This is a genomic window from Agrobacterium sp. A3-95, from assembly GCF_053521785.1.
On sequence record NZ_JBNWDR010000019.1, the window covers coordinates 1 to 14,171 of the forward strand.

General features: G+C 54.3%; 6 protein-coding genes. 5 read left to right on the forward strand and 1 reads right to left on the reverse strand.

What is annotated here, in order from left to right; all coding sequences use genetic code 11:
* Positions 1–152: 152 nt before the first annotated feature.
* On the reverse strand, positions 153–1,331 hold the full coding sequence (locus ACQZ5Y_RS27810; protein ID WP_410170283.1) for a polysaccharide biosynthesis/export family protein: 1,179 nt from the start codon (positions 1,329–1,331) through the stop codon (positions 153–155).
* A gap of 276 nt (positions 1,332–1,607) precedes the next feature.
* Between ACQZ5Y_RS27810 and ACQZ5Y_RS27815 the strand changes: the two genes are divergently transcribed.
* Genes ACQZ5Y_RS27815 through ACQZ5Y_RS27835 form a run of 5 tightly spaced genes read left to right on the forward strand, consistent with a single transcriptional unit; the run spans position 1,608 to position 14,155 of the window.
* The gene (locus ACQZ5Y_RS27815; protein WP_174051920.1) at positions 1,608–9,044 is read left to right on the forward strand and encodes a type I polyketide synthase; all 7,437 of its coding nucleotides are present in this window, start codon (positions 1,608–1,610) and stop codon (positions 9,042–9,044) included.
* Positions 9,045–10,445 (forward strand): aminotransferase class I/II-fold pyridoxal phosphate-dependent enzyme, encoded by a 1,401-nt coding sequence (locus ACQZ5Y_RS27820; protein WP_111801886.1) that lies wholly within the window; start codon positions 9,045–9,047, stop codon positions 10,443–10,445. It begins immediately after the preceding gene.
* Between the two features lie 25 nt (positions 10,446–10,470).
* Positions 10,471–11,259 carry an SDR family oxidoreductase gene (locus tag ACQZ5Y_RS27825; protein WP_111801885.1) on the forward strand — a complete coding sequence of 263 codons (789 nt, stop codon included), beginning with the start codon at positions 10,471–10,473 and terminating at the stop codon, positions 11,257–11,259.
* A 2-nt stretch (positions 11,260–11,261) separates the two neighbouring features.
* A complete protein-coding gene (locus ACQZ5Y_RS27830; RefSeq protein WP_112515385.1) occupies positions 11,262–12,869 on the forward strand; it encodes an LTA synthase family protein in 1,608 nt (535 codons plus the stop codon).
* Positions 12,866–14,155: a capsule biosynthesis protein gene (locus tag ACQZ5Y_RS27835; RefSeq protein ID WP_174051924.1), complete on the forward strand. Its 1,290-nt coding sequence runs from the start codon at positions 12,866–12,868 to the stop codon at positions 14,153–14,155. The genes ACQZ5Y_RS27830 and ACQZ5Y_RS27835 overlap by 4 nt, the downstream gene beginning before the upstream one ends.
* The last annotated feature ends 16 nt before the right edge of the window (positions 14,156–14,171 follow it).

The window sequence follows — 14,171 nt, forward strand, 5'->3', positions numbered from 1 at the left end:
GCCGATTACCAGGCTGGAGCAGTTGCTTCCGTGGAATTGGACGCCGCCGACCGTCAACGCTCAAGCGGCCTGACCTGCGGCCTTCACCGGAGGCTTACGTATCAACCAAACAATTTGATAAAGACCAAGTTGTGCATCGGCAATCGCGCTCGTTAGTCATTGAAGTTGTTATAAATACCAGCGCCACCTGAGACAATGCTAATTGGCTGGCCGATTATCGTGACAAAGCGCGTAAAGTCGATAGATGGGTGGCGCGATGCATATATGACGTCGCGAGCTTTCACATCAAAGTTCTGACCGACCAGCATGCTTCCGGCTCGCGTCATGTCGAAACGATAAACGATGGGGTAGCGTCCGAATTTGTCCGGGCGCATACCCCGATGGATTAAGTCATTAAACTTCTGCTTGCCAATGAGGTCTATGACAATGTCTGGCTCTTCGTACCGGAACACGAAATATCCCTTCATGTCGCTGGTACCCGCTGAGCCACCTCCGGCAAGTGCAACGGCTTCCAACAGGTTAAGGTCGTTCGCACCAAATTCGAGACGGTTGTTTGCTTTCACTGATCCAAGGACGGTGAACGTGCGAGGCTCGCGGGTGACGAATACTTGGTCTCCCGGTTGAACGTAGACATTTTCCTGCGGGTTTTGCACTAACGTTTTGAGAAGCACTGTTCCCGTCTTCGACTGCCGTGTCAGTGTCACGTAGCTTTCGTAAGGTTGTGCTGTCGGTCCACCTGCTTTGGCAAGCACCTCCATAATCGATTCAGGAACAAGATTGAGCGGCACCACGGCCGGGCTCTTAACAGCGCCGGATACTGTGACGTTTCGGGACGCAGTGCTAGTGCTGTTGATAATGACGTCCGGTTCGACAGCCTTGCTTGCAAGTGCCGTCAAAATAGTTTGTCGCGCCTGCTCCAACGTCTTGCCCGAAAATGTCACGAGGCCAACATAAGGAATGGCTGCCTTGCCATCCGGTTGCACCACAATGTCCAGTGTCGTTTGCTTGGAGTCGCCTGTCGAAAAAAGACCATTCGAGCCCGCTTCGAAGATTGTGATCTTTAACTGATCTCCGATGCCAATCACCGGTCTTTTCACCCCTCCGCCGATACCGAACCGACTTTGCAGCAGTTTTCCGTCAAATTTTGATATCAGCGTCGCGGAATTTACGTCGATGTCGATGACATCGAATACAACATTTTGCCCTGTGGAAGTGCGCGTCATCGACTGTTTGGACTGTTCAAGCACGTCAGATGCCAATGGTCCGTCACCGGGAAGGTTGTTGCACGATGTCAGCCCTAGCCCCACCAATAACAAGCCAGCTTTCTTCACAATTTCCCCATACATAAAACTCAAAGGTGCAAACCCAATAGCAAGAAACTATTAATGATGGCTACCCTGCCAAACCATTCTCCAAAAAAAACCTTTGCAGCGCGACGAAAATTTGGCATCAGAAAAGCAGCGCACCAGTTGTACTCGTTCGTCAGTGTTTTCGCTGTGAACTAATTGGCCGTTTTCTTGCGGCTACGCAAAGTTGCAAAATTTGAGTTTTTTCGGGGCTAAGCTGGAGACAGATCATGTGCCGGTGATGCCCTAAGTGGATGAATTATGGCAGTCGAAATTCTCGGACACGCATGCGTTGCTCCCTCCGCAAAAAATGTGCAGGAACTGCTTATTCTCTTAAAACAAGAGAAGTGCGCAGTTACCGCAATACCAGCTGAACGCTGGAATCCGGCGCGTTTCTGGCATCCTGCAAGAAGCGTTCAGGGTAAAGCATACACGTTCGCGGCTGGCGTGATTGATGATGTTTTCGCGTTTGATGCCGCCTTGTTCGGGCTATCGGCGCGCGAAGCAGCTCAGATGGATCCGCAACAGCGCATTCTTCTCCAAACGGTGTGGCGTGCGCTTGAAGATGCGAGGATAAATCCTCAACAACTCAAGCGGGAGCGCGTTGGCGTCTATATTGGCGCGTCGTCTTTGGATAGTGGCAACCTCCAGGTTGAGGATCCGGCTTCCGGCGGGCCTCACTTCATGACCGGCAACACACTTTCGATCATTTCAAATCGAATTTCACATATATTCGGTCTCAAGGGCCCGAGCATGACGATCGATACGGCATGCTCTTCATCGCTCGTAGCGCTTCATCATGCCAGGCAGGCTCTCGAGGACGAAGAAATCGATACCGCTATCGTCGGTGGCGTCAATCTTCTTCTGCATCCTTTTCCATTCGTCGGATTCTCGCAGGCCAGAATGCTGTCGCCGGAGGGGCTCTGCCGAGCTTACGCGGAGAATGGGGAAGGATATGTTCGCGCCGAGGGTGCAGGGGCCGTCATATTGAGGCGCGCGGACCGTGTAGCCGGCGAGGGCGCACGCAGCCGCGCGACATTAGTCGCCAGCGGTGTTAACTCGTCCGGCAGGACCAATGGTATTTCGTTGCCATCCAGGGAAGCGCAAGCGCAGCTATTGAGTTCACTCTATAATGACACTGGCCTTGACTGCAACGATCTGGTGTTCGTTGAGGGGCACGGAACTGGGACTAAGGTAGGCGATCCGGCAGAGCTGTGGGCTATCGGAACCGTCATCGCGCAAGGCAGGTCCAAGCCGCTCCCGATCGGGTCAATCAAGTCCAATATTGGACATGCGGAGCCTGCATCAGGAATATTGGGGCTTATCAAAGCGATGCTGGCGTTGGAAAATGACTTCCTGCCCGCCACATTGCACGCTGATGTCCTAAACCAGACGATTGACTTCGATGGTTTGAATATTGAGGTGAACCGTGCCGCACGCCCAATAGAACGGGGCGAAAAGCGCCGACTTGCGGGCATAAACTCGTTCGGTTTCGGTGGCACGAACGTGCACGTGGTGATCTCCGATCCACCGGAACCTATTCCTGTCGATACGGCGCCATTTAATGGCTTGTTTGTTTTGTCCGCCCACACGCAGTCGGCGCTTGAGTCGCTGTTGCAGGACTACGTTTCACGGCTGTCTTCGTCTTCAGCCGAACAAGTTGAGCAGCTTGTTTCCTCCAGTAATAACATGGCGCTCAAACACCGTTTCGCAGCCTTTGGCGATAGTGCCAGTGACATAGCGTCAGTTCTATCGGGTTATCTGCGCAATGGGGAAGGTGATCGTGCTTACGTCGGCCAAACGCCGGGCAAGTCAGTCAAGACTGTGTTCGTCTATGCTGGTAACGGATCCCAATGGGCTGGAATGGGACTTGACGCTTACAAGGGCAATCCAGACTTCAGGGCCAAATTTGATGCCTTCAGCGACCTGTTTTTAAAGCAGGCCGGCCTTGACCTTTCAGCACTGCTTGAGGCTGGAGATTTGGAAAGGAACCTGCGCGACACGCGAGTGGCGCAGCCGATACTCTTTGCCATTCAGGCTGCCTTGACGGACTGCCTTAAAGAAAAGGGTGTTAAACCGGACGTCGTGCTGGGCCATTCCGTCGGGGAGGTGGCAGCTGCCTACTCGGCGGGTATCCTCTCAGCAAAGGATGCCGTTACGATCGTCGCTGTTCGATCCAGGCATCAGCATTCCCTGGCGGGCCAGGGCGCGATGGCGGCTGCCGTGATGTCGGAGGCGTTTGCCGTCGCCTTTGCCAAAGAGCATGGTCTGGATAACATTGTCGTCGCCGGGATAAATGCCCACAACTCGGTGACGATTTCCGGTCCGATTGAAGAGATCAAGCAATTCAAGGCTTTGTCTCAAGTGTCGCGTCATGTCGTGCATGTGCTTGATATCGATTACCCTTTCCATCATCCTATCATAGATAGCGAGAAGATGGCGTTTCTGCGGGATATGCCCCCATTAACGCCGAAGTCCGGCCATACACCCTTCATCTCAACAGTGACTGGATCGATGATCGACGGCGCCCAGCTCGATTCCGAATACTGGTGGAGGAATGTCCGTGAACCGATTGCCTTCGAGGCGGCGGTCAGTCTTGCCGTTGAGAATGGTGGCAACCTTTTCCTGGAGATATCCCCTCGACCCATTCTGTCGAGCTATGTGACAGAAACTGTAAAGCAGCAATCCGCAGCTGCAGTGGTTTTGCCCACACTCAGCCGCCCTGGCCTCGATGGCGATTCTGACCCCGTCACGTCCATTGTACTTCGCGCAGTGGCACACGGCGTCGACGTACCATCGACTTCGATGAATTACATAGCACCATGCGACCTACCGATCATTCCGTTCGAGAATGTCAGCTATCGACCAAATTCGACAACCGACGGAATCAACTTGTTTGGGCGCGACGGCGCCGATGGCACATACACCCTCCTTGGTTGGCGCACCGATCCCAACTCCTCCGCCTGGAAGAACCATTTGGACGCACAGCTGTTTCCGGATCTTGCCGGGCATGTAGTTGACGGCAAACCCATTCTCCCGGGCAGCGCATTTATAGAAATAGCGCTTCAGGTTGCGCGGCAGTTTTACGGCGTTTCGGACGTGGAGATCACGAACCTCGAAATTTTCCGCCCGCTGGAGCTGCGGGAAACCAAGCTCATCGAGCTGTCGACCAAACTTTCACCCGAAACCGGTTTTATCGAAATTGCCTCACGTGAGTATCTGAGTGACAATGGGTGGACGATCCATGCCACGGCACGAAGTCGCAAGCCGACTGAAAGTATCGGTAGTGTGAGGCTTCGGCCTTCCAGTACCGCAAAAGTCCATCAGATCGGTGGCGCGGAGGCCTATCAGACGGCCCGGAGCTTTGGTCTGGACTATGCCGCCTGTTTCCAACTTCTGAATAAGGCCGAAGTCTACAACGAGAAGCATATCCTGGTAGAGTTGCAGCCTGCTGCCGCTCCTGTCCATCCCTATCTTAGCTATGGTCTCGATCCGGTCTCGACCGATGCTGCGTTCCATGGCCTTGTTGCTCTTTTCGCTTTGTTGACGGGCGAAGCCGACGGTGCCCCCTATATTCCAGTGCGGTTTGGATCGGTTCGGTTCGCTTCATCAGCGAAGGCTATCGCAAGTGCCGTCATCGAGATTCAACGCTTCAGCCCCCACAGTCTCAAAGCAAGAATCGATCTCATCGCAGCAGACGGAACACTGGTGTCATCTCTTGATGACTGTCGCTTTCGCCGCACTTGGCTGCGACAACATACGACCCTGGAAACGGCCACGTTTCATTATGAGGCGGTGCCGGACGCCGTCGAAGCGACCGTTTCGACTAAGCCCGCCAAAGTGGATGGACGCGGATACCTGCCAATGGTCGATTCCATCGCTCCCGCTGAAGGCACGATTATTCTCACCGCCGCCGTGCTTCGGGCTTCGTTCGATGTCGCCCGGCTGCTAGCCGACGGCAAGGACGCTGTCACGTTTTCTGCGCTGCCGGGAAATCAGGGTTTTCAATGCTATCTTTCGAGTTGTCTTTATGCGCTCGAGGATGCTGGGATGGTGCAGTCCAATGAGGAGGGGTGGCTGTTGCGGCAGCCCTGCGAACTGCCGTCGGTCGAAGAACTTCTTGGCCAGATCAACATCCGTTTTCCCGACCGTGTTGCCGAGGCTGTGCTTGTCAATAACGCTTATAGAGAAACGCTGGCGCGGCTTTCGGTTCAGTCTTCCTTCTCACGGACTGAGGGCAGCGTTTCGTTCATAAGCGAAGCAACAATGGACCATGTTCGCCACCATACCGCCTTCGCGCGCGCGCGCGAGTCACTTGTGTTGGCGGCAGTCGAGAACGCGCTGGGAGATGTCCAGCAAGGTGATGGCTTTACGATCATTGAGATCTGCGCGGTATCGCCGGCTTTCAGTCAAAGGTTGGCCGAACTGGCAGCGCTTAAAGGTGCGCAGCTCATCATCGCTGAGCCCTCCGACCATTTGCGTCGGACGCTCGAGATAGCTTTTGAGCGCAATCCGTCGATTTCCTGCTTGGACCTAGATAATCCTGTTTCACTAACTCGGGCTAATCTTGTCGTTAGCGCCAGCGGCGATGTCTATGGAAAGCTAAGCGGGGACAAGCGCCTGCAAGCCGTGCAACGTATCGCCGGCTCTACCGCTGCGAACGTTGCTATCGTTGATCTGGCATCGTCCGGGTTTGCGGATTTTGTTTTCGGCCTTACGGATGGCTGGTTCTCCGGCAGCGCCACGCCCGAGTTTCCGATCGGGAAATTCGCCACCGAGGCACAATGGCGTGCGCTTCTTGCCGAGTGCGGCTTCTCGCAAACACATATCCGGCAACACGAAAGTGCCCACGGCGCACTTTTGGTCGTAGAAGCTCAGGGGCCGGGCGCTCTCGAGGTTAAATCGGCCAAGACGATGCCGTTTGCGGCCGTAGTGGAAATAGTTGATGGCGAACACGCGTCCTCGACGGTCTTCGAGCCACTGCGTTGTACGACAAGGGGTGCCGAAGCGGAGTTCGCAACGTTCTTCACGGACAAGGAGGGCGCGCTGGCGTTCGTGTTCGATACGAGACGCCAGTGTAAGGGGTCTGACTGTTTGCAGGATGCGGTCCAAATCCTCAGCGCTTTGGCTGAGGCCGCACGCAAACATATGAGGTCCCAAAATTCGCCTTCTCGGACGAGACTGCTCGTCCTTGCCGAAGGTGGTTCGCCTGCCGGTTCGGCAGAACCTGATCCGACGGCAAGCGGTGTCTGGGCCTTCAGTCGCGTCTTGCAGAATGAATATGACGAACTGGAGGTTTTTCTGCTGGACCCGGTGGCCGATGGCGCGATGAGGCTCAACGCAATCTCTATGATACTGTCTTGTGACGGCCGAGAAAGGGAATGGGTACAGGATCGGCGAACCGCGCTGCTCTCCGTCGTGCGCGCTGTGCCCGGCCACGCCAGATCTGCGAGTTTGAAGACAAAAAATTTCGAGAGCGCGACGATCCGCCAGCTTTTTGCGGGACGCATCGATTCGATTTCTTGGGAGCAAAACAACATACCAGCGCCCGCGGCTGGCGAAGTCAGTGTGAGGGTTGCTGCGACGGGGCTGAATTTCCGTGATGTCATGTGGTCCATGGGATTGTTGCCGGAAGAAGCTTTGGAGGACGGTTTTGCCGGCGCCACGATCGGTATGGAAATGTCGGGAACCGTTGTCGCTGTGGGTGAGGGTGTCACAGACCTTGTTCCGGGCGATGAGGTTATGGGCATCGCATCTCAGGCCCTGTCGACGCACATCACGGTAGCACGAGACGGGCTCAGCAAAATACCGGCAGGCATAGATCCGGCAGCGGCCGCCACGGTTCCTGTAGCGTTCCTGACGGCATATTACGCGATGGTTGAGCTTGGCCGCATCGGCCGGGGCGAAACGATCCTTATTCACGGCGCAGCCGGAGGCGTCGGGCTGGCGGCGCTCCAGATCGCAAAGCTTCGTGGGGCAAAAGTGATAGCAACAGCGGGTACCGTCGAAAAAAGACGTTTCCTGTCGCTGCTTGGTGCCGATCACGTATTTGATTCCCGCTCTCTTGCATTTGTCGGTGACGTCCTACGCGTTACTGACGACAAGGGCGTCGAGCTGGTGTTGAATTCCCTGTTTGCCGAAGCAATGGAGCGCAGTTTCGAGCTCCTGAAGCCTTTCGGTCGTTTCCTGGAACTCGGAAAGAGGGACTATTACTCCGACCGGAAGCTTGCTCTTCGACCCTTCCGCCGCAATATCTCTTATTTTGGGATCGATGCCGACCAGCTTTTGATCAATGCGCCCGAGCTTACTCGACGTATTTTCCGAGAGATCGGGACATTATTCGCCGAGGGCAAGCTCGTTCCGCTGCCTTACCGGTCCTTCAATTACGACGAAACCGCCCCCGCATTTCGTCTGATGCAAAATGCCGGGCATATTGGCAAAATCATCATTCGTCCACCGCAGCCTAAAAGGGACGCAGTACAAAAATCAGGAGCGAACCATCTCGAATTGAGCCCGGGTGTGTACCTAGTCGTCGGCGGCATTGGTGGTTTCGGGCTCGCCGCGGCGGACTGGTTAGCGAGTCGCGGCGCGACGCATGTTGCTCTTTGCAGCCGACGTGGTGTTCCTGACGAGGAAACCCTTGCGGCCACCGCTCGGTGGAACGCTGCTGGTATCGCTTCGAGTGTTCATTCATGTGATGTCACTAACGAAGCCTCGCTTGATGCGCTACTTAAGAAATTGCGGGTTTCCGGTCCTGTCAAGGGCGTTGTCCACGCCGCCATGGTCCTCGATGATGCGTTGATTTCCAATCTGGATCGTCAACGCAATCGAGCGGTCATCGAGGTTAAGGCGAACGGCGCCGGCAATCTGGATCGCCTGACACGCAAAGACGAACTGGAGTTGTTTTTGCTGTTCTCGTCGGCAACCACGATGATCGGAAACCCAGGCCAAGCCAACTATGTTGCCGCGAACGGATATCTCGAAGGTCTGGCGAGGTTGCGAAGAGCTGCGGGTCTCCCTGGGCTAGCGGTTGGCTTTGGCGCGATTGCCGACACAGGATTTCTTACTCGCAACACCGGCGTTAATGACATTCTAGCACGGCGTATAGGTAAGACGGCGTTGACGGCAAAGCGTGCACTCAGTTTCGTCGAGCGCGTGCTCCTGAAAGATGGCGGCACGATCGATGAAGCCGTGGTCATGGTTGCCGAGATCGATTGGACTAGCGCGGCGTCGCTGCCGCTCGCGTCGCAACCACTTTTTTCGGCCATTCCACGCACCGCAATCTCGAACGCGGGCGGAGGAGAAGGGGACAGGATAGACCTCGCTACGCTCGTCGCCGGAAAGACACGTGAGGAGGCGAGCGCTCTTCTTCACGAGTTCCTTTCGGCTGAAATTTCCTCGATTCTCAAGGTTGCGGAAGACAGCATCAAGTCTGACAAGGCTCTCAAGGATATCGGACTGGACAGCTTGATGGCAATGGAACTAGGTGCCAGTTTCCAGCAGAAGAGCGGGATAGATATTCCGTTCTCGGGAATGGGAGAGGGCGCAACGATCGGTGACATCGTACAGAAGCTTTACGATAAGGTGGTGTCAAGCACCGTGACCGACAGAGAAGACGGGGGACAGGAGGACGCGTCCTTTTTAGCGGCGTTGGCGGAAAAGCATGGTGCCAAAAAGCAGGAACGGAAAACAGTTTAGATGGTGGATGACGAAAACGGCGACGCCGGTGGGACGAAAAATGCTGGCGCCGACTATTTGAGCTTGCTGCGTGACCGACATGAAGCGGCTGGTCAGAACCGGCTATCGCGGGTCAACAGGCGAATGCCGGAGCGGATAAAAGCTCCCAAGCGTTTTGAGGATCTGGCGGAATACAAGAAAATTCTCGCTCAAAAGGCGATTAGCGGGCTTGCAGGAGTCGATAATCCTTTTTACCGGTCGCATGAGATGGCAGCTGGCGCCACCACGCGTATTGGCGGCAGGGAAGTCATCAACTTCGCGTCCTATGATTATCTTGCCACAAACAGCCATCCGGCCGTTCATGCTGCTGCCATCGAGGCTATCGATAAATTCGGTATATCGGCCTCTGCAAGTCGACTGGTCGCGGGTGAGCGGCCACAGCATGGACTTCTGGAGCAGAAGCTTGCCTCCATCTATGAAGCGGAGGCGTCTGTCTGTTTTGTCAGCGGTTATCTCACTAATTCGACCGTCATCAGCTGCGTCATGGGGCCAAAGGATCTAGTGATCCATGATGAGTTGATCCACAACAGCGTTCTTGCGGGGATAAAGCTATCCGGTGCTACTCGTCGTTTTTTCCGTCATAACGACACTGCCGATCTGGAAAATATTCTGATGGGTATTGAGGGCGAGTTCGAGCGCGTTCTCGTGGTTGTCGAGGGCGTCTATTCAATGGACGGGGACGTCACTCCACTTCCGCATTTGATCGGCCTGAGGGGCAAGTTTGGTTTCTGGCTCATGGTCGATGAGGCTCATGCGTTGGGAGTTTTGGGCGAGAAGGGAAGAGGAACCTTCGAACATTTCGGAATCGATCCGTCAAATGTTGATATCTGGATGGGCACACTATCTAAGACAGCCTCCAGTTGCGGCGGCTATGTGGCGGGATGTTCCGCCCTCATCCAGATATTAAAGGCAAATGCAGGCGGCTTTGTTTATAGCGTGGGTCTCCCGCCGGTATTGGCAAGCAGCGCGCTAGCCAGTCTTTCGATCCTTGAAAACGAGCCGGATCGCGTTGCACAGTTACGTGAGAACGGTAGATTGTTCCTCGATGTTGCACGCCGAGCCGGTCTGGATACAGGCACTAGCGGAGGTCATTCCATCGTTCCGGTTATTGTCGGTGACTCGCTGCGTGCCGTCCAATTATCCAACGAACTATTGAAAGCAGATGTTAATGCGCTGCCGATCATCTATCCTGCAGTGCAGGAGGGCATGGCTCGGATCCGGTTTTTTCTGACTAGCGATCACACCAGAGGCCATATTGAGACAGCCGTGAATCTAACGGCTAATAGCCTGAACGATCTGTTGAAACGCAACGTCGGACTCGGAAGCCTCGATATGCAGCAAGTCGCAAAATTATTCAGCTAATCAGACCCGGGTTTGGAAACGGCCTATGCCTCACATTATTATCACGGGCGGATCGAGTGGTATCGGCCTGGAGGTCGCCAAAATTTATTTAGGTAGAGGCTACCGGGTTTCTCTGATTGCCCGCAGGCGAGGGATGCTTCTTACCGCTGCCCGTTCGCTCACCGGGGCGGATCTCGTGACAGGGGGGGGCGTGTTTATCGCCTCGGCGGATGTGAGCGATGAAAGAGAATTGAGAGAGGCGATTATTGCCGCTGAAGCGAATCACGGTCCCTGCGATGTACTGGTGGCGTCAGCCGGGCGGGTTGATCCGCAAGAGTTCGATGCTCAATCGGCAGATATTTTTGAGGCACAATTATCCGTCAATTTTCTTGGATGCGTGAACGCGGTTCGGACGGTCCTTAAAGGGATGAAAAAGCGAGCCAGCGGCCACATCATGCTTGTGTCGTCCGGTGCTGCCCTCATCGGCATTCCGGGCTACAGCGCCTATTGTGCGTCGAAATCGGCGCTATCTTCATTTGGGGAATCCCTGCGGATTGAGGTCGCGAATGCAGGCGTCACCGTCGGTGTTAGTTTTCCGCCCGATACGCTTACGCCGCAATATGAGCGTGAGATACCCCTGCGCCCGCAAGCTGCCCGGCGCTTGATGGGTGCAGTTGCGCCTTGGCCAGCTGATCAGGTAGCGAGAAAGATTGTCATTGGTATAGACAGGGGGACGGCGCAAGTGCACTTTGGGGCTTCCTTGACCCTTCTATCGTGGTTTTCTGCATTCATAAAACCGGTTTTATATCGGCGCTTGCAGCGGATGCAGGCTTGACGATGGAATTACTCCTGTTCGACATTTCGTTTCACGAGGATCAACCCGTTTCTCTTACGGCGGTATCCTTTGTCGTGGCAGCAATAATTGTCTACCTGACCGATCCGTTCGCCATGCCGAAACGGGTCAGGCAGGAAAATCGTCTGCAACATAGCCCCCAGCGGATTGTTGTCGAGCAACTCGCCAGGCTTCCAATCATAATGTTCGTGTATTCAATTTTCTTCGCCATATCCTGGCGACCGTTCTACTCTGGACTTGGAACGGTCAGCTTTTTCGTGATCTTCACCGGCATATCACGAGCAAAATATATTTTTATCCGCGAGCCACTCGTATTCTCGGATATCGCGCTGGTTGTTGATGTATTCAAGTATAAGAGCATTTTTTACGCGACGAACTTCAATGTGCTGTTCTGGATTATGGCGCTGTCGTATGTCTTTGGCGTTTCCGCTCTGTTTATGATTGCCGAGCCCTCGATTATACCGTCGCATCACACGTGGTTGTGGATTCTAGTCGGTGTACTCGTGCCGAGCCTCTGCATTCTCATGCTTTTTGTAAAGCCGATTGGACATGTCGCGGCATTGGTCGCGCAATGGCTTCTCAGGACACTCAACGTGAAGTCGAACACCACCCGGTTCGGAACCTTCACCTCCGTCAGCTATCATTTCATAATGTGGCTTGGCATGCGGCGAGAGGCGATTATTGAAGAACTCGCCAAGGGCCTTCAAAGCGTTATTCACGATTTTTTAGGGGAGCCCAGCCGTGAATCGCCTCTGGTGATTTTCTGGCAGTCGGAATCCTTCATGGATCTGCGCAACATCGGATGCGACGACCTAAATCTCCCGACCATCGATGTTTTAAAGGAGCGGGCCGCGCAGTGGGGCCGGCTTATCAGCGTATTTGAAGGTGGTTATACGCTGAGGACCGAGTTTGCTGTTCTGAGTGGTCTCCAGCCGGACGACGTTCACGCCGATGCCAGTTATCCTTATCTTCGCGCGTCACATTACGCGGATATTGTGTGGCCCAATAAGCTGCGGAAGGTTGGATGGTATACACATTTTATCCATCCGTATGACCGAACCTTCTTTCTTAGGCACAAGGCCATGCCAATATTCGGTTTTGGCGAAATGACGATGCTCGATGATTTCGATCACGTTCCTGCACGTGATGGTGCCTACGTGTCGGACATGCGCCTGACCGAGAAAGTTCTGGAAATTGCCGAGGGGTTGGAGAAACGGCAGTCAGCCCTTCTTTTCGTAGCTTCCATGGCCAATCACGGCCCTTGGGAGGCGGGTCGCGTCGAAGGCATGAATGATCCGATTGAGATATACAAGGAACTATTGCGCAAAGCGGATGATGCCTTAGCCCGTCTTGTCGCGGAGTTGGATAAGTATGATCGTCCGGTCTGGCTAGCATTTTATGGCGACCATGCACCGCTTTTAAAAGAATACGCCGACCCTTTCCCTGACCCTCGCACAGACTATTTTATCGTGCCGCTCGCTAGAGCAAAAGAGAGCAAGCACGTCGCAACGGCATCTCGGATCGAGGCGCCGTGGACATTGTTCGAGACGCTCCTTTGGCATGCGCATCTATACAAGGAGCGATTCAAATGACTTCGCAGGGACCTTATCTCTTTCTCCAAGGGCCTGCTTCTCCGCTTTTTTCCATGATCGCCGAGAATCTCACTCGGGCAGGTCATACGTGCTATCGCATCAATCTCAATTTCGGCGACCAGCTCTTCTGGAGCAGGGGAGAGGCAGTCAATTATCGTGGCCGTCCGCAGAACTGGGGTAACTTCATCCGCAAGTTCCTGAAGGATCTGGATATCAAAACCATCATCTTGTTCGGTGAGGAAAGACCATACCATCAGGAGGCCATTATGGCCGCCAAGGCGCATGGTATAGCAATCGTCGCGATCGAGATGGGCTACCTGCGTCCTGATTGGGTCACAGTGGAGATGAATGGCACATCGTCCAATTCCCATTTTCCAAATGAGCCGGGGGTGATCTTGTCTGCCGCAGCCCTCTTGCCCGAAATTGACCGGACACCTCGTTATCGCCAAACCTTTCTCGCAGAAGCGCTATACGATCTCGCCTACTATCTTCCCTCTGTCTTTTTCCGCCCACTCTATCCTCATTATCAGCGGCACTCGTTGTTTCATCCTCTGGTAGAGTATGCAGGCTGGATCCTTCAACTCGCGACAAAGCATCACCGAGCATCCAGGGCGCAAGAAATGTTGTTCGCGTTAAAAAAAGCGGAGCAACCGTGGTTTGTGTATCCGCTTCAACTTGAGACGGATTTCCAGCTTCGTGCGCATTCGCCCTATCGCAGCCAAAAGCAAGCTATTGCCGAAGTGCTGACTTCTTTTGCCTCCTTTGCCCCAGGAAATACTCGGCTTGTGATTAAGGTGCACCCGCTTGACAATGGACTGATTTCATGGCGCCGATTTATAGATAAAATGTCGAAGAGGTTGAGCATTGGCGATCGGGTCGATTACTTTGGTGCAGGTGACCTTGCCGCGTTGATTTCTGGATGCTCTGGAATTGTCACTGTCAACTCTACCGCAGCCCTTCATGGGATTTCTGATGGAATTCCGGCCAAAGTGCTTGGAACGGCGATTTACGACGTCGCCGGTATGACGGATCAAAAGACGCTGGACCAATTTTGGCAAGACCCTCAAAAACCAAATAAGGAATTGGCGGCAGCGTTCTATCGTTTGTTGGCAGCTTCAATCCAGGTTCGAGGCAATCTCTCTTCAAAAGCAGGTTCTTCGGCGGCAGCTGAAGGCATCGCAGTGCGAATACTCGATGGAACCGTAAACTCTCCGGGTGGGGACAGCGGTCATGCCCCCCGGAAAAAGCCTGAGAAACATTCACCCCGATTGTACCTCGAAGCCTGAGGTGGGAACAGGTGGA

Excerpts from the sequence above, each read along its gene's own strand:
- ACQZ5Y_RS27815 (WP_174051920.1), top strand. The coding sequence starts at position 1,608 with ATGGCAGTCGAAATTCTCGGACACGCATGCGTTGCTCCCTCCGCAAAA.
- ACQZ5Y_RS27820 (WP_111801886.1), top strand. The coding sequence starts at position 9,045 with ATGGTGGATGACGAAAACGGCGACGCCGGTGGGACGAAAAATGCTGGC.
- ACQZ5Y_RS27825 (WP_111801885.1), top strand. The coding sequence starts at position 10,471 with ATGCCTCACATTATTATCACGGGCGGATCGAGTGGTATCGGCCTGGAG.
- ACQZ5Y_RS27830 (WP_112515385.1), top strand. The coding sequence starts at position 11,262 with ATGGAATTACTCCTGTTCGACATTTCGTTTCACGAGGATCAACCCGTT.
- ACQZ5Y_RS27835 (WP_174051924.1), top strand. The coding sequence starts at position 12,866 with ATGACTTCGCAGGGACCTTATCTCTTTCTCCAAGGGCCTGCTTCTCCG.